This is a genomic window from Variovorax sp. SRS16, assembly GCF_901827165.1.
Lineage (GTDB): Bacteria > Pseudomonadota > Gammaproteobacteria > Burkholderiales > Burkholderiaceae_C > Variovorax.
Genome location: NZ_LR594666.1, coordinates 153,686 through 179,084 on the forward strand (window position 1 = coordinate 153,686; position 25,399 = coordinate 179,084).

At 65.3% G+C, this 25,399-nt stretch carries 24 protein-coding genes; 10 read left to right on the forward strand and 14 right to left on the reverse strand.

The window, feature by feature from the left end:
* Positions 1 to 20: 20 nt before the first annotated feature.
* Entirely contained in the window at positions 21 to 911 is an 891-nt protein-coding gene (locus E5P2_RS00765; RefSeq protein WP_162565279.1) for a LysR family transcriptional regulator, read from the forward strand.
* Between the two features lie 7 nt (positions 912 to 918).
* Here the strand turns inward: E5P2_RS00765 and E5P2_RS00770 are convergent, their stop codons facing one another.
* From E5P2_RS00770 to E5P2_RS00800, 7 genes are all read right to left on the reverse strand, one after another.
* A complete protein-coding gene (locus E5P2_RS00770; protein ID WP_162565280.1) occupies positions 919 to 1,383 on the reverse strand; it encodes a CopD family protein in 465 nt (154 codons plus the stop codon).
* A gap of 54 nt (positions 1,384 to 1,437) precedes the next feature.
* Complete coding sequence (locus E5P2_RS00775) at positions 1,438 to 1,920, reverse strand: hypothetical protein (RefSeq protein WP_162565281.1); 483 nt, start codon at positions 1,918 to 1,920, stop codon at positions 1,438 to 1,440.
* Positions 1,921 to 1,976: 56 nt separating this feature from the next.
* Positions 1,977 to 2,879 (reverse strand): DMT family transporter, encoded by a 903-nt coding sequence (locus tag E5P2_RS00780; protein WP_162565282.1) that lies wholly within the window; start codon positions 2,877 to 2,879, stop codon positions 1,977 to 1,979.
* On the reverse strand, positions 2,876 to 3,481 hold the full coding sequence (locus E5P2_RS00785; RefSeq protein WP_232080538.1) for a BON domain-containing protein: 606 nt from the start codon (positions 3,479 to 3,481) through the stop codon (positions 2,876 to 2,878). Before E5P2_RS00785 ends, E5P2_RS00780 begins: the two co-directional genes overlap by 4 nt.
* A gap of 56 nt (positions 3,482 to 3,537) precedes the next feature.
* A complete protein-coding gene (locus E5P2_RS00790) occupies positions 3,538 to 4,047 on the reverse strand; it encodes a flavin reductase family protein (RefSeq protein ID WP_162565283.1) in 510 nt (169 codons plus the stop codon).
* Between the two features lie 64 nt (positions 4,048 to 4,111).
* Complete coding sequence (locus tag E5P2_RS00795) at positions 4,112 to 5,341, reverse strand: nucleoside recognition domain-containing protein (RefSeq protein WP_162565284.1); 1,230 nt, start codon at positions 5,339 to 5,341, stop codon at positions 4,112 to 4,114.
* A 112-nt stretch (positions 5,342 to 5,453) separates the two neighbouring features.
* Positions 5,454 to 6,806 (reverse strand): aspartate aminotransferase family protein, encoded by a 1,353-nt coding sequence (locus E5P2_RS00800; protein WP_162565285.1) that lies wholly within the window; start codon positions 6,804 to 6,806, stop codon positions 5,454 to 5,456.
* A 105-nt stretch (positions 6,807 to 6,911) separates the two neighbouring features.
* On the opposite strand from E5P2_RS00800, the gene E5P2_RS00805 reads away from it, so the two are divergent.
* Entirely contained in the window at positions 6,912 to 7,850 is a 939-nt protein-coding gene (locus E5P2_RS00805; protein ID WP_174262627.1) for a LysR family transcriptional regulator, read from the forward strand.
* Position 7,851: 1 nt separating this feature from the next.
* Here E5P2_RS00805 and E5P2_RS00810 read toward each other — a convergent pair whose 3' ends face one another.
* Together E5P2_RS00810 and E5P2_RS00815 are read right to left on the reverse strand one after the other, a co-directional pair.
* Positions 7,852 to 8,685 carry a metallophosphoesterase gene (locus tag E5P2_RS00810; RefSeq protein WP_162565286.1) on the reverse strand — a complete coding sequence of 278 codons (834 nt, stop codon included), beginning with the start codon at positions 8,683 to 8,685 and terminating at the stop codon, positions 7,852 to 7,854.
* Positions 8,682 to 9,689: a LysR family transcriptional regulator gene (locus E5P2_RS00815; protein WP_162565287.1), complete on the reverse strand. Its 1,008-nt coding sequence runs from the start codon at positions 9,687 to 9,689 to the stop codon at positions 8,682 to 8,684. Before E5P2_RS00815 ends, E5P2_RS00810 begins: the two co-directional genes overlap by 4 nt.
* A 105-nt stretch (positions 9,690 to 9,794) precedes the next feature.
* Between E5P2_RS00815 and E5P2_RS00820 the strand changes: the two genes are divergently transcribed.
* Complete coding sequence (locus tag E5P2_RS00820; protein ID WP_162565288.1) at positions 9,795 to 10,235, forward strand: hypothetical protein; 441 nt, start codon at positions 9,795 to 9,797, stop codon at positions 10,233 to 10,235.
* Between the two features lie 67 nt (positions 10,236 to 10,302).
* Here the strand turns inward: E5P2_RS00820 and E5P2_RS00825 are convergent, their stop codons facing one another.
* From E5P2_RS00825 to E5P2_RS00835, 3 genes are all read right to left on the reverse strand, one after another.
* Positions 10,303 to 12,150 carry a phosphoenolpyruvate carboxykinase (GTP) gene (locus E5P2_RS00825; RefSeq protein ID WP_162565289.1) on the reverse strand — a complete coding sequence of 616 codons (1,848 nt, stop codon included), beginning with the start codon at positions 12,148 to 12,150 and terminating at the stop codon, positions 10,303 to 10,305.
* A 201-nt stretch (positions 12,151 to 12,351) separates the two neighbouring features.
* Entirely contained in the window at positions 12,352 to 12,504 is a 153-nt protein-coding gene (locus E5P2_RS00830; RefSeq protein ID WP_174262628.1) for a hypothetical protein, read from the reverse strand.
* Between the two features lie 78 nt (positions 12,505 to 12,582).
* The gene (locus tag E5P2_RS00835) at positions 12,583 to 13,782 is read right to left on the reverse strand and encodes a threonine ammonia-lyase (RefSeq protein ID WP_162565290.1); all 1,200 of its coding nucleotides are present in this window, start codon (positions 13,780 to 13,782) and stop codon (positions 12,583 to 12,585) included.
* Positions 13,783 to 13,903: 121 nt separating this feature from the next.
* Here E5P2_RS00835 and E5P2_RS00840 point away from each other — a divergent pair, with 121 nt between their 5' ends.
* From E5P2_RS00840 to E5P2_RS00850, 3 genes are all read left to right on the forward strand, one after another.
* The gene (locus E5P2_RS00840; protein ID WP_162565291.1) at positions 13,904 to 16,225 is read left to right on the forward strand and encodes an ATP-binding protein; all 2,322 of its coding nucleotides are present in this window, start codon (positions 13,904 to 13,906) and stop codon (positions 16,223 to 16,225) included.
* A gap of 189 nt (positions 16,226 to 16,414) precedes the next feature.
* On the forward strand, positions 16,415 to 16,639 hold the full coding sequence (locus E5P2_RS00845; RefSeq protein WP_162565292.1) for a hypothetical protein: 225 nt from the start codon (positions 16,415 to 16,417) through the stop codon (positions 16,637 to 16,639).
* 27 nt (positions 16,640 to 16,666) lie between these two features.
* The gene (locus E5P2_RS00850) at positions 16,667 to 17,365 is read left to right on the forward strand and encodes a carotenoid oxygenase family protein (protein WP_162565293.1); all 699 of its coding nucleotides are present in this window, start codon (positions 16,667 to 16,669) and stop codon (positions 17,363 to 17,365) included.
* A gap of 52 nt (positions 17,366 to 17,417) precedes the next feature.
* On the opposite strand, the gene E5P2_RS00855 is transcribed toward E5P2_RS00850, so the two are convergent.
* The gene (locus E5P2_RS00855; protein WP_162565294.1) at positions 17,418 to 17,879 is read right to left on the reverse strand and encodes a JAB domain-containing protein; all 462 of its coding nucleotides are present in this window, start codon (positions 17,877 to 17,879) and stop codon (positions 17,418 to 17,420) included.
* A gap of 92 nt (positions 17,880 to 17,971) precedes the next feature.
* Complete coding sequence (recQ, locus tag E5P2_RS00860) at positions 17,972 to 19,843, reverse strand: DNA helicase RecQ (RefSeq protein WP_232080539.1); 1,872 nt, start codon at positions 19,841 to 19,843, stop codon at positions 17,972 to 17,974.
* Between the two features lie 21 nt (positions 19,844 to 19,864).
* Here recQ and E5P2_RS00865 point away from each other — a divergent pair, with 21 nt between their 5' ends.
* The 4 genes from E5P2_RS00865 (at position 19,865) to hutC (ending at position 25,317) form a co-directional block, all read left to right on the forward strand.
* The gene (locus tag E5P2_RS00865) at positions 19,865 to 20,032 is read left to right on the forward strand and encodes a hypothetical protein (RefSeq protein WP_162565295.1); all 168 of its coding nucleotides are present in this window, start codon (positions 19,865 to 19,867) and stop codon (positions 20,030 to 20,032) included.
* Positions 20,033 to 20,491 (forward strand): CesT family type III secretion system chaperone, encoded by a 459-nt coding sequence (locus E5P2_RS00870; RefSeq protein ID WP_162565296.1) that lies wholly within the window; start codon positions 20,033 to 20,035, stop codon positions 20,489 to 20,491.
* An 11-nt stretch (positions 20,492 to 20,502) separates the two neighbouring features.
* A complete protein-coding gene (locus tag E5P2_RS00875; RefSeq protein ID WP_162565297.1) occupies positions 20,503 to 24,285 on the forward strand; it encodes a hypothetical protein in 3,783 nt (1,260 codons plus the stop codon).
* Between the two features lie 315 nt (positions 24,286 to 24,600).
* A complete protein-coding gene (hutC, locus tag E5P2_RS00880) occupies positions 24,601 to 25,317 on the forward strand; it encodes a histidine utilization repressor (protein WP_232080879.1) in 717 nt (238 codons plus the stop codon).
* The last annotated feature ends 82 nt before the right edge of the window (positions 25,318 to 25,399 follow it).

A 25,399-nucleotide genomic window follows, 5' to 3' on the forward strand; every position in this document is an offset into this window, starting at 1 on the left:
GCGACTGATCAGCTTTCCTGATGCGACAACTCAACCTCGATCAGCTGCGTACGCTGGTGTCCATCGTCGACCTCGGTACCTTCTCCGCCGCGGCCCAGGCGCTGCACCTCGCGCAACCTACCGTCAGCCTGCACATCAGCGAACTCGAATCGCGGCTCGGTGCCAGGCTGGTGGTGCGCGGCAGCCGCCGCATCACGCCGACCGCTGCCGGCGCCGCGCTGGTGGAGCGCGCGCGTCGGCTGCTGCGCGATGCCGACGATGCGGTCGATGCCGTGCGGCGTCAGGCCGAAGGCCGCCTGGGCCGCGTGCGGCTCGGCACCTCGACCGGCGTGGTGGTCGACCTGCTGCCGCAGGTGCTCGAAGCGCTGGAGGCCAGCAACCCCGGCATCGATGTCGAGGTGAGCATCCTCGGCTCGACCGAGGCGATGTCGCGCCTGGCGACCGGCACGCTCGATATCGGCCTGGTCGCGGTGCCGCAGCCGCCGCTGCGCGACATCGTGGTCACGCGCTGGCGCAGCCAGCCGATGATGGCCTTCGTGCCGCGCAAGTGGCAGGCGCCGAAGCGTGTGACACCGTCATGGCTGGCCGCACAGCCGCTGATCTTCAACGACGCGAGCACGCACATGTACCGGCTCACCATGGAATGGTTCGCCGCCGCCGGCGAGGTGCCGCGCGCACGCATCGAACTCAACTACGACGCCGCGATGCGCAGCCTCGTTGCGGCCGGCTACGGGGCGGCCGTGCTGCCGCTGAACAAGACGGACGACGAACGCCTGGACGAGCGCTTGCAGGTGCTGCCACTGAGCCCGCGGCTCGTGCGCCGCCTCGGTATCGCGCATCGGCCGCGCGCGTCGCAGGACGGGGCGACCGAGAGCGTGCTGCGGATCCTCGAGACCTTTCGCCAGGCCTGAGCCGCGCTCAGAACGCCTGGCCGACGATCGCGAGGACGAAGACCAGCACGCCGAGCGCGAGATTGACGACAACCAGCTTGCGGATGGTGTTCAGGTTCGCGGCCGCCACCGGCCATTCGCGCGCCGCGACGGCGCGCAGCAGGCGCGGGTAGGGCGCGAAGCGCACGTGCAGGAACAGCGCCATCATCACCAGGCCGACGCCCAGCATCGCGTGCACGTTCCAGTGCACGCGCGCGAAGCCGCCCATCGTCCAGACCAGCAGCAGCCCGCTGGCGAGCGAGCTTGCAATCGCGATCGAGACGCCGAAGAAGAAGCGCGACAGCGCATTTGCCATGAAGGCCAGCCTCTGCGGCGGCTCCAGCGTCGCGACGGCGGCGGGCCGGACCGAGAAATGCATCGCGGCCATGCCGCCGACCCAGAAGGCGGCGGCGAGCAGGTGCAGGAAAAGAAGAGCGGCAGGAAAAAGAGGCATGGCCGAGCGTAGACCAGAACACGCATCGGCGCGCGGCTTGTCGTCGGATCGCGTTCAGCGCGGCTTTTGGAAGCCGCTCTCGATCCACGCGGCAGCGCTGTCGGCGCTGAGCCTGAAATCGGGCCGCACACGCGCCTCGCCCAGTTCGGCGCCGAGTTCATCGAGGGCGCTGAGCACCGCATGCGGATTGTCTTCGTCGGGCACGATCCGCAGCGAGACGCGGATGCGTTCCGATCCCGCGCCGACGCTCACGCTCCTGTTGAGCCGCGCGTGCAATTGCTGCTCGTGGCGGCGCAGCACCTCGGACGCCGTCTTGACGAGCGTGTGGAAGGCCGGCGCATCGAGCGGCTTGGGATTCTTCTTGTCGCGGCCCATGGTCCATGGCCCGACCAATGCGGGTTCCGGGTCGCCCTGCCGCGTCATCGAGACGGCCCAGCCGTCGTCGTCCTCGTTCTTGATGACGCGCGCGGTCCAGAGTTCGTCGCTCCAAAGGGTGGCTTGCTGGATCGGGCTGGGGGCTTCGGTTTCATCTGTCATGGCGAGGTGTCAAGAATTGAAAAGACCGGTGCGCGACATGAAGCGTTCGAGCGTCTTCATGCCTTCGGACTCGCGCGCCGGTTCACCAGCACGATGCCGAACGCCACGCCCGCGAGCGCCAGCGCCAGGCGCAGCGTGAGCGGTTCGGACAGCAGCACCACGCCGAACACCAGCGCGAAAACCGGTGCGAGGAACGTGTACGACGAGATGTGCGTGGCCGGGTAGTGCCGCAGCATCCACATCCAGGCCAGATAGCTCGCGAAGGCACCGATGGTGGTTTGCAGCGCGATCGAGAACCAGGCATAGCCCGAGTACGACCAGCCCCACTGCTCGCCCAGGAGCAGCGACAGCAGCGGCGAGACCAGCGCCGTGACGGTGATTTGATAGAACAGCGTTTTCTCGGCACTGGCCGTCGCGAGCCTGGTGGCGCGGATCGCCAGCGTCGTCAGCCCCCACGCAAGGCCGCCACCCAACGCGATCACATCGCCGAGCAGCTGGCGCGAACTGCTGTGGCCGAAGCTCTCGCTGAAGGCGAGCACCACGCCCGCGAAAGCGATCGCCAGCCCGATCCACTGCACGCCGCGCAGCCGCTCGGCCGGCACGAAACGCGGCAGCAGCAGCGAGACCACGAAGGGCGCGGTATAGAGGAACACGGTGAGCCGCGAAGCCGAAGTGTGCTGCAGCCCGATGTAGATGCAGACGAACTCGGCCGCGAACAGAAGCCCTGCGAGCAGCCCGCCGGGCAAGGTGCCGTCGCGCTCGAAAAGCGGCACGCGGCGCCATGCGCACCAGAGCCACAACAGCACGACCGCGCCGGCCATGCGGATCGATGCCTGCCACAGCGGCGGAACCTCGGCGGTGGTGGTCTTGATCAGGATCTGCTGCAGTCCCCAGAATGCGCAGCAGGCGATCAGAAGGGCGATGGCGCGAGTATCGAGGTGGTCCTTGCGTTCGATCATTCGTTGTTTGTCTTGTTGTGCGGCGGGCGCTTGTCCTTCGACGCTTGCCATGATGCTGCGACGGCGTAGGGCGGCTTGCCGTGGGTGCCGACCATCAGGTCGGGCACGACGAGTTCCACGTCCGGCACCGCGCGCGCGGCGCGTTCCAGCCGATGCGCGACAGCCTCTGAAGGCACGCAGCCCTGCAGGTAGATCCAGCGCCGCTGGATGATGGCCCAGACACTGCTGCGCCGCGCGCCGGGGACCGTCGCCAGCGCGGCCTGCACCTTCGGCGCGAGCGGCTTGTCGTAGCGGTACGCATTGCTGTCGGCGCATTGGCCGGCGAGCCAGCAGGTGGTGCCGCGCTCGAGCCGCGAATGGATCTGCTCGCGCCGTTCCGCCTCGGTGTAGAGCGGGCCTTCGGGAACGGGACAGCCGCGTGCGCCGGAAGCGATCTGCAGGAACGGGTCGTCGAACCAGTTCTTCTTTTCGGGACTTGCGGCGGTCTCGGTGGTCTGTGCGAGCGCCACCGACGCCGTGCAGGCCGTCGCGAGCAGCGCCGCCATTGCGTTGCGGCAGGCGCGCGGCGTCAGCGGAAACCGGCTGGCTGGACGAGGTGGCATCCACCGATCGTAGCCCGCTCGTGCGAAATGGCCTGGACGCCGGCCGCGCCCGGCCATCAGAGCGGATGCTCGGTGTAGAAGCGGCCGCCGTGGAACAGCAGCGGCGAGGCGCCCGGTGTGTGGGTGCAGCGCTCGACCTCGCCGACGAAGATCACGTGGTCGCCCTCGTCGTAGCGGCTGCGGTTGAAGCACTCGAAGCTGGCTGCCGCGCCGACCAGCACCGGCGCACCGCCGAGGCCTTCGCTGAAGACGACTTCGGCCCAGCGGTCGATGTCCTTCGTCGCGAAACGCTCTGCCAGGTCCTTCTGGCTGGCCGCGAGGATGTTGATCGCGTAGTGCGAACCGGTGCTCAATGCCGCCATCGAGGCCGCGCTGCGCGCCAGGCTCCACAGCACCAGCGGCGGATCGAGCGAGACCGAATTGAAGGAATTGGCCGTGAGGCCGACCAACGCGCCGCCGGCCGAGCGCGCCGTGACGACGGTCACGCCCGTGGCGAACATGCCGAGGGCATCGCGGAATTCGTCCGAGGAGAAGGTGGGCGGCTGCGCCCGGACAGTAGCGGTCACGAGGATGCGGAAGAGTGAAGGCCTATTCTGGCCGATCGGCCCCGGCCATGCTGTCGCCGGCTCTCTAGCCGAAGAACCAGTAGCCGACGCCGATCGCGGCGACCACGCCGGCGAACTCCGCGAGCAACGCGCAACCCACTGCGTGCCGCGCGCGCTGGATGCCGACGGCGCCGAAGTACACGGCCAGCACGTAGAAGGTGGTCTCGGTGCTGCCCTGGATGGTCGCCGCGACCAGCGCGGGAAAGCTGTCGACGCCCTGGGTCTTCATGGTCTCGATCAGCATCGCGCGCGCCGCGCTGCCGGAAAAGGGCTTGACCAGTGCCGTCGGCAGCGCGTCGACGAAGCGCGCGTCCCAGCCGGTCAGCCCGACCGCCCAACGGATGCCGCCGAGCACCATGTCGAGCGCGCCTGATGCACGCAGCACGCCGACCGCGCACAGCATCGCGACCAGGTAGGGCAGCAGGTTCTTCGCGACGTCGAAGCCTTCCTTCGCGCCCTCGATGAAGCACTCGTAGACCTTGACGCGCCGCAGCGCGCCGGCCAGCAGGAAGGCGACGATCAGGCCGAAGAGCACGAGGTTGCCCAGCAGCGACGAGAGCGAGGCGAGCGCCGCAGCCGACAGCGTGGCCAAGAGCGCCATGAAGCCGGCGAGCAGCAGGGCGCCTGGAACCAGATAGGCCAGCACCACCGGATCCCACAGCTTCAGGCGCTGCACGAAGGCGACCGACAACAGGCCGACCAGCGTGGAGGCGCTGGTCGCGAGCAGGATCGGCAGGAACACCAGCGTCGGATCGGCGGCGCCCTGCTGCGCGCGGTACATGAAGATCGTGACCGGCAGCAGCGTCAGCGAGGACGCGTTGAGTACCAGGAACAGGATCTGTGCATTGCTGGCCGTGGTGGCACTCGGATTGAGCGCCTGCAATTCGCGCATGGCCTTCAGGCCGATCGGCGTCGCGGCGTTGTCCAGGCCCAGCGCGTTGGCGGCGAAGTTGAGCGTGATGAGGCCGAGCGCCGGATGGCCGGCCGGTACCTCCGGCATCAGCCGCTTGAACAGCGGGCCGAGCAGCCGCGCGAGCCCATCGACCAGGCCGGCTGCCTGGGCGATGCGCAACAGGCCGAGCCACAGCGTGAGCGTGCCGAACAGCAGCACCATCACCTCGACGGAGAGCCTGGCCATCGCGAACAGGCTTTCGACCAGCGCCGCGAACACGCCCGCGTCGCCGCCGATCAGCCAGCGCCCGAGCGCGGCCGCCGTCGCCGCCAGAAAAAAGCCAAGCCACAAGCCGTTGAGCACGCGTATCCCTCTGCTGCCGATGCGCGCCGATCATAGGGTGCGCACGGAGGATGCCCATCGCGCCTGCCTCATCGCGCGGTTCGGCCGATCGGCCGGAACCGCCCCGGCTTCGTCAGGCCGTCTCTGCGAGCGCGTCGCCCAGTGCGTTGACGAGGCGATCGATCTCGGCCTTCTCGGTCACGAAGGCCGGCGCGAGCTGGATCGTGTCGCCGCCGTAGCGCACATAGAAGCCTTTCTTCCAGCAGGCCATCGCCACTTCGTACGGCCGGCGCGCGGGTTCGCCGGGGACGGGTGCGAGCGTGATGCCGGCCGCGAGTCCGTAGTTGCGGATGTCGGCCACATGCTTCGCGCCCTTGAGGCTGTGCACGGCATTCTCGAAGTGCGGTGCCAGCGCCTTCGCGCGGCCGACCATGTCTTCCTTCTGCAGCACCTCGAGCGCAGCCACACCCGCCGCGCAGGCCACGGGATGCGCAGAGTAGGTGTAGCCATGCGGAAACTCGACCATGTAGTCCGGGCCGCCGGCGGCCATGAAGGTGTCGTAGATCTCCTTCTTCGCGATCACGGCGCCGAGCGGCTGCGTGCCGTTGGTGACCTGCTTGGCGACGTTCATGATGTCCGGCACCACGCCGAAGGCATCGGCGCCGGTCATGGCGCCGCAGCGGCCGAAGCCGGTGATGACCTCGTCGAAGATCAGCAGGATGCCGTGCGCGGTGCAGATGTCGCGCAGGCGCTGCAGGTAGCCCTGCGGCGGGACGACCACGCCGGCCGATCCGGACATGGGCTCGACGATCACCGCCGCGATGTTGGAGGCATCGTGCAGCGCGATCAGGTCGAGCAGGCGGTCGGCGAGTTCGGCGCCATGAGCCGGCATGCCGCGGCTGAAGGTGTTCGCAGCGAGCTGGGTGTGCGGCAAATGATCGGCCTCCACGGCCTGGCCGAAGGTCTTGCGGTTGCCGCCGATGCCGCCGACCGAGATGCCGCCGAAATTGACACCGTGGTAGCCCTTCTCGCGGCCGATGAGCCGGGTCTTGCTGGCCTGGCCCTTGGCACGCCAATAGGCGCGCGCCATCTTCAGCGAGGTGTCGGCGGCCTCCGAGCCGGAGCCGGTGAAGAACACGTAGTCGAGCCCTGCGGGCGTGAGCTCCTTCAGCTTGTTGGCGAGCTCGAACGATTGCGGGTGGCCGTGCTGGAAGGCCGGCGCGTAGTCGAGTTTCGCGATCTGGCGGCTGACCGCTTCGGTGATCTCAGGGCGTCCGTGGCCCAGACCCGAGCACCACAGGCCGGACAGGCCGTCGAACACCTTGCGCCCGTCGCCGTCGGTGAAGTAGACGCCCTTGGCCTCCACGATCATGCGCGGATCGGCCTTGAAGTTGCGGTTGCCGGTGAAGGGCATCCAGTGGGCATCGAGCCAGGCGGCGTCGGTGCGCACGGGGGAAGTCTGGGACTTTGCGGTCAGGAGGGTCATGGCATTCCCGCGTGTTCGCACGGGCCTCGGTGGTGGGGATGGTGCATTGTTGGGCTCGACAATGGTCTTGCAAATGGCGCAATATCAATGTTCACTTGACGATTCATGAAAGTAAAAACCAGCCCCAAGAATCGCGCCGTGCTCGGCCAGCTGAGCGACATGGACCTGCGCCTGCTCAAGGTCTTCAAGAGCGTGATCGAATGCGGCGGCATGGCGGCGGCCGAGCTCGAACTCAACATCGGCACCTCCACCGTGAGCCGCCACATCAAGGACCTGGAGACGCGGCTGGGCATGGTGCTGTGCCGCCGCGGGCGCGCCGGTTTCGCGCCCACGGCAGAGGGGCAGCGCGTGTACGAGGAGACGCTGCGGCTGCTGGCCTCGGTCGACGCGTTTCGCAGCAGCATCGACGACATCCATCACCGCATGGGCGGACAGCTCGAGGTGGCGGTGTTCGACAAGACGGCCAGCAATCCGCAGGCGCATATCGGCGAGGCGATTGCGCGCTTTGCCGCCGAGGCGCCCGGGGTGCGTCTCAGCATGCACGTGGCGTCGATCAACGCCATCGAGCGCGGCATCATCGACGGCAGCTTCCACGTCGGCATCATTCCGGCGCACCGCAATTCGAGGAGCCTGGCCTACGCCGAACTGTTCGGCGAGACCATGCTGCTCTATTGCGGCGCCGATCACCCGCTCTTCGGCGCCCGACACCAGGGGCTCACCTGGGCGAAGCTCCGGGCCCACTCGTTCGCCGGCCTGGGCTATCACTCACCCAACATGGAGCTCAGCCACCGGGCGCGGCTGGCGCGTGTGGCCACCGGCTTCGACCAGGAGGCGATCGCGACGCTGATCCTCTCGGGCCGCTACCTGGGTTTTCTGCCCGATCACTACGCGGAAAGCTTCGAGCGGCATGGCCGCATGCAGGCGGTGGCGCCCCAGCGCTTTCGCTATGCCTGCCGGTTCGTCAGCTTGCTGCGTCGATCGCCGCAACCCTCGCGAGCGACGCAGCTGTTCGCCGAGTGCCTGGCGGCTGCGCACGGCGAATAGTTCAGCTTCGTGATCGAGGCCCGGGATGTTGTGGCACGTCGATCAACAGATCGGGCTTGAAGCCTTCCTGCTCCCCCTTGCCGACGTAGCCCAGAGGATTGGCGACGACGCGGCAGCCGTCCTTGACGTAGTCGAATGGGCAATGCAGGTGTCCGTGTAGCCACAGATCCGCCTTCGGCAGGAGTTCGTCAAGCGAATTGCAGAAGCCGGCGGTGCCGGGCGTGAGCCCATAGCGAGGGTCGGCGCTGGCCAGCGTCGGCGCAAAATGGGTGATCGCTACCGTGGTGCCGCCGAACGGTCGAGCGAGCGCGCCGCTCAGCCATGCCTGGCACGTGAGTGAGTGCTCTCTGAGAGCCTCGGAGAGAAAGGGTCGCCCGTGGCGCGTCGTCGCCGCCTTGTGGAGGTAGAAGTTGGCTGCGCGCATGGCCTTGCCGCGCTTCTTGAGAACCTCGGCCATGCCGTCTGCAGGATCGACCAAGGCATCGAAGTCGGCCCACAGCGTGGTGCCGATGAAGCGCACGCCGTCGATGACACGGCTTTCCCGCTCGAGCCAGAGGATGCCCAGCGTCTCGCAGGTGTCGCGAAGCTGGGCATGGACCGCGTCGAAGTCGGCGTTGTCATATTCGTGATTTCCCGGAACGTAGACGGCCGGCGTCGGCCAGCCATGACCGGGTGAGAAGCGCGCCAGCCCGAAGTCCGGCGCGGCGAGGCGCGAGCCTTCCTGGTAGGAGCCGATATCGCCGGCCAGCACCAGCAGGTCGGCATCGGGGTTCGGCGCGATCTGCAGGTGGGGATGGACTTCGAGGTGCAGATCCGACAGCAGCTGAAGCTTCATGAGGGTGCCCGTGGAGGAACCGCCGGCTGCCGTGTCGCCTGCTTGCCCCGCGGGCTGGCAAAGGCCGCGTGCGCGGAACGCAGCAGGGCCTGTCGCAGCCATTCGTGCGCATGCCCATGCTGCGCGCCACGATGCCAGACTGCATCCACATGCACCAGCGGCTGATCGAAGGGCAGATCGTGCAGGACCAGCGCCGCGCCGACGCCCGCGACCTTGGCGAAGTGGCGTGGCAACACCGTCAGCAAATCCGAGCTCGCGACCACGCGGCCGGCGGTGAAGAACTGGTTGACCGTGACAACGATGCGCCGCTCCCGTCCCATGGCGCCGAGCGTCTGATCGATGAGGCCGTAGGGCCGGCCCGAGAAGGTCACGAGCAGATGGCGCGCTGCGCAAAACGCGTCCAGCGTCAAGGGCACACCGGCCAGCGGGTGGTCGCGCCGCATCACGCACACGTATTCGCCGACGTACAGCCGCTGCGTCTCGAAGGCCACGCCGACACCCGATTGCCCGCGCGCCGCGAGGTTGGCAATCACCGCCGGAAAATAGCCGACAGCCATGTCGACCTCTTCGTTCTCGAGCATGCGGCGGGGATCGCGCGTCGTCAGCGGCAGCACGCGCAGCGAGATGGCGGGCGCCTCTTCTTCCACGATCCTGACCAGGCCGGGAACAAGCTCCGCCGCCGTGGCGTCCGCCATGGCGAGCAGGAAGGTGGTGTCTGCGATGCCCGCGTCGAATTCGCCTGGCGCCAGCGTGTGCTGAAGCTGGCGCAGCGCGTCACGCACGGTGGGCCAGAGCGCCAAAGCCCTCGCGGTGGGCTCCACGCCGGCGCCGGCACGGCGGACCAGGTCGTCGCCCAGTACGTCGCGCAGGCGCCGCAGCGCGTTGCTCACCGCGGGCTGGGTGATCGCGAGATTGCGCGCGGCGCGCGTCAGATTGCGCTCCGCCATGACTTCGTCGAAGACGCGCAGCAGGTTCAGGTCGAGCGTGCGAAAGTTGATATCCATCACCATGGCGAATGATAGACATCATCAAGATAAATTGGCAAAACATCAGGGTAACCCCTAATATCACTCCATCGGCTTCGGCCTTTTTGTATGGAGGAATGAATCATGACCAGTTTTGTCCACGTTGAACAACCTTCAACACATCCGGGCGTCGCCCGCGCCGAGGCTTTCGTCGACCGCATCCGCGCAGCGCGGCGCGGCTTGAGCAAGTTCGGCGGCTTGGCCGCCTTGCTGCTCGCCGCCATGGTTTCGTCGGTGGTGGTCGTTGCCGACAAGCTCCTCTCGACCTGGGACGATGGCGGAATGGTCGCCGCCTGGGCGATTCTCTGGTTCGTGGCGTTCGCTGGGATCGCGTTCTTTGCCGGGACGGCGCGCAGCTTTGCCGTCCGTACGGTCGCTGCCGTCGGTGAGGCTTCGCGTCGCCGCGAGGCGGCCCGTGCGGACGCGGAGTTCATGGCTTACGCCCAGTTCGACCCGCGCGTGCTGCGTGAACTGCAGGCGATTTCGATGCACAACGAAGCGCAAGAGATGCGTTCGGCTGCCTGAGCTGATCGACAACCAGCCAAAGAAAAAGCCGCCCTCGGGCGGCTTTTTCTTTGGCTGCGGAGAAGCTTCAAGCCGCGAGACGCAGCTCGATCGCCGCCTTGATGGCCGGCAATTCCTTCGGCAAGTGGTGCGCCAATTGCTGGAACAGCTCGGCGTGGAGCTTCAGCTCCGCATGCCACGCGGCCTTGTCGATGCTGGTGACGGTATCGAACTGCCGGGCGCTGAAGTCGAGCCCCGTCCAGTCGAGATCCTCGTAGCGGGGGCTGACGCCGAACACGTGCTCGACGCCTTCGGCCTTCTGCTCGACACGGTCGATCATCCACTTCAGCACGCGCATGTTCTCGCCATAACCGGGCCAGACGAACTTGCCGTCCTCGCCCTTGCGGAACCAGTTGGTCGTGTAGATCTTCGGCAGGCGCGCATCGGAAGCTTCCAGCTTCTTGCCCAGATCCAGCCAATGCTGGAAATAGTCGCTCATGTTGTAGCCGGCAAACGGAAGCATGGCGAAGGGATCGCGCCGCACCACGCCTTGCTGGCCCGCGGCGGCGGCCGTCGTTTCGGAGCCCATGGTCGCAGCCATGTACACGCCCTCGACCCAGTCACGGGCCTCGGTCACGAGCGGTACCGTGGTCGAGCGGCGGCCGCCGAAGATGAAAGCGTCGATCGCAACGCCCTTCGGATCGTCCCAGGCGTCGTCGAGCGCTGGATTGTTGGTTGCGGCCACGGTGAAACGGGCATTGGGATGCGCGGCCTTGGCGCCCGTTTCCCTGGCGATGGCGGGCGTCCAGTCCTTGCCTTGCCAGTCGATCGCGTGGGCGGGCGGCTCGCTCATGCCTTCCCACCAGACGTCGCCGTCATCGGTCAGCGCCACATTCGTGAAGATCACGTCGCGATCGAGGCTGGCCATGCAGTTCGGATTGGTCAGCGTGTTGGTCCCCGGCGCGACGCCGAAGTAGCCGGCCTCGGGGTTGATCGCATGCAGCTTGCCGTCGGCACCGGGCTTGATCCAGGCGATGTCGTCGCCGATGGTGGTGACCTTCCAGCCTTCGAAGCCGGCAGGCGGAATCAGCATCGCGAAGTTGGTCTTGCCACAGGCGCTGGGGAAGGCGGCGGCCACATGGTATTTCCTGCCTGCCGGATTGGTCACGCCGAGGATGAGCATGTGCTCCGCGAGCCAGCCCTCGTCGCGTCCCATGTTCGAGGCGATGCGCAGCGCGAAGCACTTCTTGCCCAGCAGCGCGTTGCCGCCGTAGCCCGAGCCATAGCTCCAGATCTCGCGCGTCTCGGGATAGTGGACGATGTACTTGGTCTTGTTGCAGGGCCAGGACACGTCCTTCTGACCGGGTTCGAGCGGCGCGCCCACGGTGTGGACGCAAGGCACGAAGTCGCCGTCCGCGCCCAGCACGTCGTACACAGCCTTCCCCATGCGCGTCATGATCTTCATGTTGACCGCCACGTACGGGCTGTCGGAAAGCTCGATGCCAATGTGCGCGATCGGCGAACCGAGCGGCCCCATGCTGAAGGGAACGACATACATCGTGCGGCCCTTCATGGAGCCGTCGAACAGCGGTTGCAGCGTGGCGCGCATGTCGGCCGGGGCCATCCAGTTGTTGGTGGGGCCGGCGTCTTCCTTTCGGGGAGCGCAGATGAAGGTGCGATCTTCGACGCGAGCGACGTCGCCCGGATCGGAGCTTGCCAGGTAGGAGTTGGGCCGCTTGGCCGGGTTGAGCTTCTTCAGTGTCCCGGCTTCGACCATCTGCTGGCAAAGCCGCTCGTATTCCTCGCTGCTGCCATCACACCAGTGGATCGATTCGGGCTTGCACAGCGCGGCCATGTCGGCCACCCAGGCGATCAGCTTCGCATTCTTGACATAGTCGGGCGCCTGGACGGCGAGCCCCTTGACGGGTGCGTTCATCATGTCTCCTAAGTTGAAAATCGTCTTTTCGAACGGGACTCGGCGCCTGAAGCAGGCGAGGTCCGTTGGAAAAAACGCTTCTCTCGGGAGGTGATGACCAAAGTGCCTGCAGCCGCGCTGACTGCAGGACGCCAGTCCGACCCGGCGAAGACCTTGGGAGAAGGCGAGCCATCGCCTCGTAGCCCAGGGCCTCGACCGCTGTCAGGCCATGAAGACGGCGATGGACGCCAGCAAGAGCATCAGGACGGCGCCAGCCACCGGCAGCACCAGGGGCATGAGGTGGACGATCGACTCGACGGTGTCGTTTTCAACGGCGGCTGCATGGCCGGATTCGACGGGGGTAGGGTTGGACATCGGGATTCCTTGGGTTCGCAAGACTGAAACTATTTTACCGACAGGGCTGCACGGCGCGGCGTAGGGGGTTTCCAGTCGCTAATGCTGCTCTGCCGCCTCGAAACCCGCCGCGCGCAACGCGTCGAGCACGGCCGCCAGATGGGCGCGCCCACGCGTCTGCAGCACCAACTCCACTTCCACGTTCTGGGCCGCGAGCATGGTGAAGGCCCGCTGATGATGGACTTCGTCGATGTTGGCGCCCGCTTCCGCCACGGTCGCCGTGATCTGGGCCAGCGAGCCGGGCACGTCGCGCACGCTGACGCGCACGCGGGCCAACCGACCGGCGCGTACCATGCCGCGCTCGATGATCGCGGCGAGCAGCAGCGGATCGATGTTGCCGCCCGAGAGCACCAGCCCGACGCGTTTGCCCTTGAATCGTTCGGGATGCCGCAGCAGCGCAGCGAGTCCGGCCGCGCCCGCGCCTTCGACCAGCGTCTTCTCGATCTCGAGCAGCATCAGCACCGCCTGTTCGATGTCGCCCTCGTCGACCAGGAGCAGATCGTCGACCAGGCTCGCGATGATCTCGCGCGTCAGAACGCCCGGCGTGCCGACCGCGATGCCCTCGGCGATCGTGCTCTGTCCCTGCGGGTGGTGCGTGCCCTGGACCGCGTTGACCATCGCCGGAAAGCGCGCGGTCTGTACGCCCACGATCTCGATGCCCGGCTTGCGTGCCCGCGCCGCCACCGCCATGCCGGCGATCAACCCGCCGCCGCCGACCGACACCACCAGCATGTCCAGCGCGGGCACCGCATCGAGCATCTCCAGCGCGACCGTGCCCTGGCCGGCGATGACGGCCTCGTCGTCATAGGGATGGACGAAGGCCAGGCCTTCGCTTTCGGCCAGCGCGAATGCATGCGCACGCGCCGCTTCCAGCGAATCGCCGTGCAGCACGACCTCCGCGCCGAAGCCGCGGGTGCGCTCGATCTTCACGCCGGGGGTGAAGCGCGGCATCACGATCAGCGCGCGCAGCCCCAGCCGCTGCGCATGGTAGGCCACGCCCTGCGCATGGTTGCCGGCCGACATGGCCACCACGCCGCGCGTGCCGGTTTGAGACAGGTCGACGAGCTTGTTGCATGCGCCGCGCTCCTTGAACGAGGCGGTGAACTGCAAATTCTCGAATTTCAGGAACACCTGCGCCCCGACGATCTCCGACAGGGTGCGCGATTCCACGCACGGCGTGTCGAGCACTTGCCCTTGCAGCCGCCCGGCCGCGCGTTCGATGGCTTCGATTCCGATCATGGGCGGGATTGTGGACGGATTCGCAACATCAGGGTTTTTACCGTACCCAAGACTTCCCCAAGGCAAAAGTCTGCGCTATGGTCGCTCTCAGAATTTCACTCTCCTAGCTGGAGGTCGCCCGATGGTCAAGCGTTCCGGTGTCGATGTGGTGGCCGCCGCCTCGCGCGGCCATGCATTGCCGTCGCCCGGACTCAAGGAAGCGCCGGTGCTCGAACTCATGTGTTCGCACTTCGTGCTCACCCTTGCGGCCAAGCAGGGGCCGCGCTTCAACGTGCGGCGCGACCTCAACGGCCTGCTGTCGCTCACCGGGCGGCATCTGGTCTGGCCGGCGCCCGTGCTGCAGCGCCTGCGCGAATTTCTCGGCCGCCGCTGCGCCGGCAACGAGATCTGGAAGGGCATCGAGGACTTCGACGGCCGCACGATGCTCGACCGCCATGGCGTCTGGCGCGGCCCCTACGAGGAAGGCACGCTCTTCTTCTATCTCGACGAATACGCCAAGGACCAGCCCAAGGACCTGCTCGCCGTCCTCTCGGTCACGCGCGACTGGCTCACCCACGCGCTGCGCAAGCAGTCGACGCTGGTCGAGAAGAACATTGATGCACTCGCCGGCCTGCTGCAGCTCAACAAGGCCGAGCGCGCGCTGCTGCTCTACGGCACGCTGGCGCGCTATCAGCGCGACCTGCGCTCGCTGCTGGTCGAATTCAAGGTCAACAATGCGCCCGAGGCCTATGCCGCGATCGCCGAGGTCGCTGGCGTCAATGCGACCGAGGTGGGCGAGGCATTGCGCGCAGGTTCGCGGCTCGAACGCATCGGCCTGGTCGAGAACCTGATCTCCGAACACAACATCACCGACCTGGCCGACCTGATGAAGGTCAGCGAGAAACTGCCGCCGGTGCTGATGCGCGAGTACCGCGACCACAACGAACTCATGGCCGTCTTCACGCGGCCCTCCGCCAAGAGTGCACTGACGACCCACGATTTCTCCTTCGTGCAGGACGACGCGCAGATGCTCGTCACCCTGTTGCGCGCCGCCGTCGCGCGCAAGGAGCCCGGCGTCAACGTGCTGCTCTACGGACCGCCCGGCACCGGCAAGACCGAACTCGCCAAGGTCGTCGCGCAGGCCGCGGGCCTCGAGCTCTTCGAGGTCGAATACGCCGACCGCGATGGCAATTCACTCTCCGGCCGCGACCGCTACCGCTCGCTGCAGATCGCACAGGTGTTCCTCAAGGGCAGCGCCCAGGCGGCGTTGCTGTTCGACGAGGTAGAGGACGTGTTCCCGCCGATCAGCACCGAGGCCGCGCAGCTCATGGCGCGCGCCGAACAGGTTCCCTCGCCGGCCAGCGGCAGCGTGAGCGGCAAGGCCTGGGTCAACCAGATCCTCGAGTCGAATGCCGTGCCCACGCTCTGGGTCACCAACCGCATCGAGCAGATCGACCCGGCCTTCCGCCGCCGCTTCGCCTACCACCTCGAACTCAAGTCGCCGCCGCCCGGCGCGCGCGAGCAGCTGGTTCGCAAGACGCTCGAAGGTGTCTCTGTGTCCGATGCGTTCACTGCCAAGCTGGCCGGACGCAAGGGCCTCACGCCGGCGCAGATCCGCACCGCGGTGCGCTTCGCGGAGCTTGCCATGACCGAGGGTGCATCGGTCGAAAGCCTGATCGAGCGCCAGCTCAAGAATGCCGACCTCGCGCTCGGCACCGTCGATGGCCTGGGTGCGCGCCGCAGCGTGACCACCTACGACCTCGACATGCTCAACGTCGAGACGCGCTTCGAGATCCCGCGCATCGTCGAGGCGCTCAAGGTGCGCGGCCACGGGACGCTGTGCTTCTACGGCGCGCCCGGTACCGGCAAGACGGCGTTGGCCGAACACATCGCCAAGGCCATCGCGCGGCCCCTGATCATCAAGCAGGCGAGCGACCTGATGAGCAAGTATGTCGGCGAGACCGAGCAGAACATGGCCGCCATGTTCAAGGAGGCCGAGGCCGAGAAGGCCGTGCTGCTGCTCGACGAGGCCGACAGCTTCCTGCAGGATCGGCGCGGCGCGCAGCGCACCTACGAAGTGACCGAGGTCAACGAGATGCTGCAGGGCATGGAGCGCTTCGACGGCATCTTCGTCTGCACCACCAACCTGCTCGACCGGATCGATCAGGCCGCGCTGCGCCGCTTCACCTTCAAGATCAAGTTCATGCCGCTGACGCCCGTGCAGCGCGAGCGCATGTTCGTCACCGAGGCGCTGGCAGGTGATGAGGCGCTGATGACCGGCGAGATTCGCACGCGACTGGCGAGGTTGGCGCAACTGTGTCCGGGCGACTTCGCGGCGGTCAAGCGCCAGACCGACATCCTGGCCGCAGAATTCTCGGCCCTCGAGTTTCTCGATCAGCTCGATGCCGAACATCGCATCAAGCCCGAGGTGCGCGAGTCGCGTGGCATGGGCTTCGTGATGTAGTTGTTCTCCGGGCAGCGCGCACTTCGCGGCGCTGGGTCTTCGCGTCGGAGGTGACGAACAAGAAGAAGCTTGGTAGATTCCGCGCCGGCGTTCTGCTTTCAAGGCAGAAATATGGAGAAGCGCATACGCGCCCCATCAGGGAAGAACAATGAATGATGTGTTGATCATCGAGGATCGATCACATGCGTCGTGACGGCGACAGATCGACAGGACTTCATCGCGCAAATCAAAAGCCACGGATTTCTTGGCTACGTCGTCAAGGCCATGCCCGCGGCGGAGTTCCTGTCGGCATTGGCCAAAGTCCTCGCTGGCGAACAGGCATTTCCTGTGTCCGGTGCACCCCATGCAATGAGCACGGCAATTCGGATCACGCGGCGACAAGCCGAGGGCCCCGGCCAGCGAAGCCAGGCCTGAAAACTGAGAAGCGCGGAGACAAACACAATGGGCCAGGGGCGGTTCAGCGCGCGCCATCCTTTCACACGGGCGCAGGTCGAGAAACTCGTCGAAGCAGTGACCAATGAGCGGCCGAGCAAGCGTTTGCTCGTGAACGTCACGACTGCGCATCGCCAGAACTCTATCCATCAGTGGGTCTTGAAAGGTGTCATCCGCTTCGACTGCATGTGCGGAAGCGACCCACGCTGGATGATGCATGGATGGTTGCTGATGAGGGGCGAATATGAGCATATGCAAGGAGCAGTACTGACCTTCGTCGAGTTAAGGCCGAACGGCCGATGCAAGGCGGTCACCGTGACGTCTGTCGAGGGGGAATTTCCGGTCGTCGATCCGCTCGTGGTCGGCAGGCAGTACGACCGCATGGTGTGCATTACCCGCAGCGAGACACGATCGACCGCGATGCCCGGGTGGGATTGCCTTTCCTCGGTCACCGTCGATGGCGCGGATGTTCAGTCATACGTCTTTGGCGACGACTGGATGGTGGAAGAACATGTGTATGCCTCAGATGCTTCAAAGCCCGAAATGCCAGCGAAATGGGTGCTTGGAACGGCGCTCAACCTGCGCACCCGAAAGACGGTCCTGTCTGTGTTTGCTGCGGACGCTATCGACAAGGGGCCGGTCGCCCAGGCGGAGCTTCCCTATCCGCTGCCGGTCGGCCTTCATGGAACTTTCCATGCCAGGACGTAACCTGCGCTAGTTGCCGCCGCGTGAATTTCGAGGGCTTGAGCCCTGACGGCATCTACATCAAGCCGTGCTCCGCCATCGAGAGCGTTCCCTCGACCGCGACGATGACGTGATCGAGCACGCGAACATCGATGGTCGCCAGCGCCACCCTGATGCTTCGAGTCATTGCGATGTCCTCCGAGGAAGGTTCGCAGCTTCCGCTTGGATGATTGTGCGAAAGCACGCAGGCCGCAGCGTTGAATCTGATCGCTTCCCGCACCAGCTCCCGCGGGTAGACCGAACTCCTGGACAGCGTCCCGCGGAACAATTCGTTGAACTCGATCATGCGATGCCGGCTGTCCATCCAGATGATCGCGAAGACTTCGTAGTCCTTGCGCGCAAGCCGAATTCGCAGGAAGTCCTTGACGGTGTCGGATCGCTCGAAGCAGGGTCCGTTGCGGATCCTGCGCTCCAGCACCTCGAGCGCTTGCTGTATACAGCGCTCGCTGCGCGCTTCATCTTCGATGCGTTCATCCATTGACGAATTGCAACATCGGACGCCTGGGCGGGGAATATGCACTTTTACATCTGTGCTCCGCGGGCAACCTGTGATGCGTCGTCAACGAATCGTCAGAACGCCGCGCAAACCCTCAGCACGTCCGCCCCATAAGCATCGAGCTTCTTGCTGCCAATCCCGCTGATGCCCTGCAGGTCTTCCAGCGTGGCCGGCGCGCGCTCGGCGATGGCGGCGAGCGTGGCGTCGTGGAAGATCACGTAGGCCGGCAGGTTGTGCTCGCGCGCGACCTCCGCACGCCAGGCCTTGAGCGCGGCGAAGCGGGCCTGCCCCGTCGCATCGAGCGCTGCGGCGGCCGGCGAAGGTGCTCCGCGCGCGGCCTTCTCGCGCCGCGGCTTGCGATCGGCTGGTGACGACACCGATTCGCGCAGCATCACCGTCGTTTCACCTTTCAGCACCGCGCGCGAGCCATCGGTCAGACGCAGCGTGTTGAAGGCCTGCGCATCGACCGCCAAGGCGCCGGTCGCAATCAGTTGTCGCAACACGCCGCGCAGCTGCGCTTCGCTGAACTCGCTGCCGATGCCGAAGGTGCTGAGCGAGGCATGGCCGAACTGCGAGACCTTCTCGGTCGCCTTGCCGCGCAGGATGTCCATGATGTGACCGGCGCCGAAGCCGATGCCGCTGTGTTGCTGCACGCGGTAGATGGTGGACAACAATTTGCGCGCCGCATCGGTGCCATCCCACACTTGCGGCGGCGTAAGGCAGTTGTCGCAGTTGCCGCAGGGCGTACTCGGCTCGCCGAAGTAGCCGAGCAGCCGAACGCGCCGGCAATCGCTGGCCTCGGCCAGCGACAACAGCGCATCGAGCTTGCCGCGCATCACCTGCTTGAACTCCTCGCCGGCCGGGCTTTCGTCGATCATGCGGCGCTGATTCACCACGTCCTGCAAACCGTAGGCCATCCACGCATCGGCGGGCGCACCGTCGCGGCCCGCGCGGCCGGTTTCCTGGTAGTAGCCTTCGATATTCTTCGGCATGTCGAGATGGCCGACGAAGCGCACGTCGGGCTTGTCGATGCCCATGCCGAAGGCGATGGTCGCGACCATCACGATGCCTTCCTCGCGCAGGAAGCGGTTCTGGTTCTTCTGGCGCACCGCGGCATCGAGTCCGGCGTGGTAGGGCAGGGCGTTGATGCCCGCGTCGCACAGCGTCTGCGCCACGTCTTCGACGCGCTTTCTCGACTGGCAATAGACCACGCCCGCATCGCCCTCGTGCTCGCGCTGGATGAAGCGCAGGAGCTGGGTCGTGGCCTCCTTCTTCTCCACGATGGTGTAGCGGATGTTGGGCCGGTCGAAGCTCGAGACGAACTGGCGTGCCTCTTCGAGCTGCAATCGTTCGACGATGTCGGCGCGCGTCAGCGCATCGGCCGTTGCGGTGAGCGCGATGCGCGGCACGCCGGCATAGCGCTCGTGCAGCACCGTCAGCGCGCGGTATTCGGGCCGGAAGTCATGGCCCCACTGGCTCACGCAATGCGCTTCGTCGATGGCGAACAGCGAGAGCTTGCCGCGTTCCTTCAGCGCATCGAGCTGCGACAGGAAGCGCGGCGTCGTGACCCGCTCCGGCGCCGCGTAGAGCAGCGTGATCTCGCCGCGCAGCATGCGGCGCTCGACGTCCTGCGTCTCTTCCCAGTCGAGCGTCGAATTGAGAAAGGCCGCGTCCACGCCGGCCTCGTGCAGCGCACCGACCTGGTCGTGCATCAGCGCGATCAGCGGCGACACGACCACCGTCACGCCGTGGCCCGCGCGCTGGCGCGCGATCGCCGGGATCTGATAGCACAGCGATTTGCCGCCGCCCGTGGGCATCAGCACCAGCGCATCGCCGCCGTGCACCACGTGGTCGACGATGGCCTGCTGCGGCCCGCGGAACTGTGCGTAGCCGAAGACCTCGTGAAGGATCGCCGAGGGATCGGGGTTGGATGGGTGTGACAGCAAGAGGGACACAGGTCGAAGGGGTTGGGTCTGGCGCTGCCGGTTGCTCCCTCCGGCGTGCGCGGCCCGATTGTCGCCGCTCAGCAGAAGGGGCAAAAAACGACAGAAATCACATTTTTTATGGAACAGCAAGAAAAAGGACGTTACCAAGCATGGGACGTTGTCCATCACCGCACGATCCAGGAGACATGAATGAGCAGGGAAAACTACAGAGCGTTCGTGGAAGATTTTTGCGAGGACCTCGGCCTCGATGACGTCGAGGACGTCTTGCACCGCGGCATCCTTGCAGTGGACGACACGGTCGTCGGCATCGAATACCTCGACGGCAGGAACGAGGTCCGACTCTTGATGGATCTCGGCGAGATCGAACCGCGTGAGCAAAGCCGGCTGACCACCGTGCTGCTCGAAGCCAACCTGGGCAACACGAGCTTGTATCTGCCGACTTTCAGCATGGATGCCGAGACCCACCACCCCATCATTGCTTGCCATGTGCCATTGCAGGCCCTGATCGATGAGGAGGTCGACCTTGTCTCTCTGCTGGAAGAGCGGATGGTTCCGATGTATTCGGAATGGAAAAGCCTGGTTGCCCAGGCCCTTCACAACCACGAGCAGGATGCGGACCTCTCACCTCATTTCGATCATCTGGCTTGAGGTGAAGCGTCATGGACAGTCCTCGTTCCCTGGGCTTGCGTGCCGAATTGCCTCTTGATCTCGCCGGCTCGCCTTCCACGGATTCAAATCAGAAGCCCACGCGGGACTTGTCAACGAACAAGTCCGGACAGCCGCCGACGATACGCCGCGTGCAATCGAATCCGCGGCCGCGGCTGGTCAGATCCAGCGTGCGCCGTCCGGTCGACGGTCAAAACCCTTTCAAGGTGACGGAACGCTCGCCGCTTCTTTCAAGAATGGGTGTCGATGGCAGTGAATCCCAGCCGCCGATGGACCCATTGTTGACGCAGCATTCGGAAGATTCCATTGAGTTGCCCGATCTCGTTGCGCTGCCGTGCCCATCAGACCTGCCTTCTCCGTCGGAAGCACGTGAACTCATCGAGAAACAAAGCGAGTTATCGCGGCCCCAGACCTTGTTCGACCAGGCGACGTTCCAGCAGCTCAAGCAAGATCTGATGAAGGCCAGGCAACCGAGTCAAAGGCCGGCGAGGAGCGGCAGTGACGGCCCTACGGGCATTGGGCAGCCGAGACTGGAGGCCAGCAAGGAACATCACTATGTACCTTTCGGCCACTCCTATCTGTATGCGGCTCGCCGAGAGGGAGACAAGGAACAAACCGGGCACTTCGAGGAACAGGACCAAGCCTGCACCACCGAAAGCGGCAAGCTGTCCCAGGAGAAATATTTGACCAGAAGCGAGGTGACTCGCTCCCAGAGTTTGGCGAAGTCCGAGACCAGGATGGCACATCGTCTCCAGAGGGCACAGGTGGCAGTCACCGCGCCCATGCACAGGTTTTTCCCCCGCACCGCAGGGGCCAGGTATGGCCGCGCCGAGCCGGTGGACGATTTGCTGGTGCCGGAAAAGACCCTCGCCAACGACTACGCAGGCGGGCAGTTGGGGGCAACGGAGCGAACGATACCGTCCGTGCCCGGCGTCGGCGGCGACAGCCTTGCGGGGTTGGGGACGCAGTTTGTCGGCAACTTGACCAACCCGATGGAGGTTGCCCTCGCATCTTCGGGTCTCGTCAAGCTCAAGAACACGCGTGACGCAGCCATCAACGACCTTCTGCGTCACTACAGGAATGCACTGCGTTTCTACCGGCATCTGGACAGGGCGACGGACGAGGAAGCCGAATCCTTTCTGAAGTTCGTTGACGCCTGTCAAAGGCTCGTGCCGCTCGAACTCGACGGGCTCGGAATGCGAGCTGTCCGTATCGGAAATTGGACTGCCGAGGCCGTGTCTCGATACACCGCGGTCAAGGCTTACGCCGGGGCGCCGATTTCCGTTGGGTCGACAGCGACCGTGATTGCAACATTGGCCACGTCGATCAATTCGCTGCCCGTTGGAGACGTGTTCTCGATTCCGCTGGGGGTGGCGGTCGGGGCCTTCGATGCTTTCCAAGGCCATAAGGAGCTTGTTCAGCAACGCGACAAGAATGCCGTCGCCAGGGTGCGTCAAGACAACCTGGCCGCCATCATGAGAATGTCTTCGATGCTGGGCGGCGCTGCCAGGAGCTTGCACGCACACCAGGATAGATTGATCAGGCAAGCCAAGCGAGAAGGCGGAATTGCGATTGCGCGCATCGGGAAAGGGATCGCCCATTCGCCGCTGGCAGTGGCCGGCGGCACAGCGGCGATGCTGGCCCTGCTTGCGGGCGGAAGTCTCATCACGGTAGGTGGCATCTACTTCGGCCTCGGTCTCCTGGGCATGACATTCATGGGCGTCGGCCTGTACCGAAATCAAAAGCGCGTCTGGGCTGAACACAATCGAAAGTGGCGTCAGCGCGCAGCGCAGGCGTTCATATGCCAAATCCCTCCTCATGTCCTCGAGAGCTGGATGGGCATGAAGAATCCGGTCCCGTTCGAGGTGTCGTTCGAGGAGGGCGAATATCTTCCGGCCGAGCTGCGTTTCAAGGGCGAACACGCCACTGTGATTGACGTTCAGCAAAACGAATATATCGGCCTCCATGTCATGGCCACGCGCGTGCGCGACTGTCTGGTGTATCCGCAAGGCCGTTCTCCGGTTCAGGATGAATTGATCAACCTGTTGCTCTGCTTGGGGATCAGCGAGCTGGAACAAGAGGCGATCTGCCGCGTCGCCCGAACCAAGAAGAAGGACGCGCAGATAGACTTCATTCAAGCACGCCTTGCCCCGGCCTTTGGCATCAAGTTCGTTGCGCCTGCAGGCCGCGCCAGTGTGATACATCCATCGATTTTCTTGAATGCCTTCAAGAGCGCGCTGAAGTTGTGCTGGAGAGAGGGGGACGACCTTCCTGCCGTTCTGCACAGAGAGAAAGCAGAAGCCGACGCGCTGGTAGAAAAATTGAATGGGGAGAATGCAAGCGTTGAGTCGTCGTCGCAGGAATCAGGTACCGAGCAGGCAGTCTGGGAAGATCTTCGAAAGGGCATGGGGAAAGAGATCAGTGCTGCGCTCGACCAGATCACCGGAAGTTCGGCGAGCCGGTACGCAAGGATCGAGCAGTACATGTCCTTGACGTTCCAAGGCTCGATCAATTGGAAGGAAGAGTTTCGTCGATCCATTGGGGATTTCCTGGACAGGACGAACGATCTCGAGGATGCGGAGCACATCGGAGTCGAGAGCGATCACGCGCTTTTCTGCAAGCTGCTGCAAGAGTTCAGGATCCATCTGATACTGAGCGATGGCGAAGATGAAGACGCTGGTGCTCCTTCGAGCGCGCAGAAAGTTGCTCGCAACATCTCGGTGTCCCCGTCATCGCGCGGAATCGACTCCGACACCTCTTCGTCCGATGCAATGCCACCGCTGTTGTCGCGCGGACGCACCTCGCCGTTCTTCATCGAGGCGCCGACGAAGCCGTCCCAAACAGGGAGTCCTCGGCAAAAGATGTTGGCAAGGACTGCGCGCAGTACTTCATTGCAGTCACCGCGTGGCGTCACGCGTGACACCGCGCCATTGAATAGACCGCCGATGCTGTCGAACGACGGCGCTCCGCCGCGACGATTGGTTTCAATCAGTCCGGAAAATTCTTCCGAGGAGCAGGAATCGCCCCGGCTGCCTTCAGCGCAGGGCCCTTTGATACCGCCACGGATCGAGAGCGCCCGGAGAAAGGAATTGCAAAGGACCGTCCGCAGCACGCGCGGCGCCGCCTTGCAGTCGCCGCGTCGCAACCGCGCGATCGCGGCCAATCAGCAATATCTCGACAAGTTCTCCGAGGCTTGGCTGCGAACCTACGGCCCCAGTGGAAAGAAGGACAGCCCGAACAAGGGCAAGGCCGACACGGTGGGCTTCTATCACCAAGTGGGCATCCAGATGGCTGAAATCCTTCCCGGCAAGGCGCAGGCCAAGGAGGACTTCCTGGCCTTCGCCAAGGAGACCCTGACGGCAGGGGCGCCATCGTCCGCGCTGTGGGACAACGTGCGCATGTTCGTGGCTGCGGAAGAACTGATCGCTCAGGCCGGGGAACCGCCGCATCCGTCGGTCTCCGGAGTTTCGGGCGCGCGCATGGTGAAGTTGCTTCAACCGCTGGCGGCCTCCAACAGTTCTCCACTCGCGCTGTACAAGCTGATCCAGCAGCAGGCGAATGAAATCATGAACGCGCAAGGGCTGCCTTCCGACCCGGCGACGGACATCGGGCCGTACCTGCGTTTTGCCGGAGCCTATGTTTCGCGGCTGAAGAATTCTTCCGATCGCGAGTTGGCCCCATTGGGAATTTCGAAGCTGCAGCTCGGGCAGCTGGAGGAGTTGCTGCGCGGTGCCATCATGTACCAGCAGGAACTCGTGTCCCTCGATTCGCCATGATCGAGGGTCTGGATTCGGAACCGGGCGGTTCGTCGGCATGGCGGGAGGTCGCCTTCATGCGCAGGACCGGCGAATTCCTGACCGAGGGTTAACCTGTATATACAGGTGTATCATCGCGAACGAAACTCGCCGCTCGGCAGCCGTGGCGCATGTCGCCGGCCGAGGAGTCCACCACCGCCGCGCATTGCCCGCACTGCCAGACAAAGACACCGCATGACCGCCGCCAGCCACCGCAAAGCCATCGATGCGCGCAAGCCCGCACACAAGCCCGCGGCTGCGGTCCCGCACGGCACGGCGGGTGCCACCCAGCCCGCGATGGCGCTGTACGAGCAGGTCAAGGCCTTCATCACGCACAAGATCCAGGACGGCTCCTGGCCGGCCGGCCACCGGTTGCCTTCGGAGAGTGAGCTGGTCGCCAAGTTCGGCATCGCGCGCATGACGGTCAACCGCGCACTGCGCGAGCTGGTGGAGCAGGGCCGCATCGTGCGCGTCGCCGGCGTGGGCAGCTTCGTGGCCGAGGACAAGCCGCAGTCGACGCTGCTGCAGATCGCCAACATCGCCAGCGAGATCCGCGCCCGCGGCCACGACTACCGCTGCGAGTTTCTGGCGGCCGAGCGCATCGCGGCCTCGCCCGACGTGGCGGTGTGGCTCGACCTGCGGCCCGGCGAGTCGGTGTTCCACACCGTGTGCCTGCATCTTGAAAATGAGATCCCGATGCAGCTCGAGGACCGCCACGTCAATCCGCGCGTGGTGCCGGCCTTTCTCGACCAGGACTTCTCGCTCGTCTCTCCCAGCGAATACCTGGTGCGCAACGTGCCCTTCGACCAGATCGAGCATGTGGTCGATGCCGTGCTGCCGACCGCCGACCAGGCCGAGCGTCTCGCCATGGCGATGACCGACCCGTGCCTGCTCCTCACGCGCCGCACCTGGACGCGCACCGTGCCGGTGACGATGGTGCGCTGCCTGCATCCCGCGTCGCGCTACCGGCTCGGCAGCCGGTTCCGCGCCGACGGCAACCCTTCCTTCGGCTGAGGCGCGGATCGACATCCGGCCTTGTCGCCGCCACTACTTGTATAGACAGGATTGTCATGAACAACGCTTCATCGAAAGGACC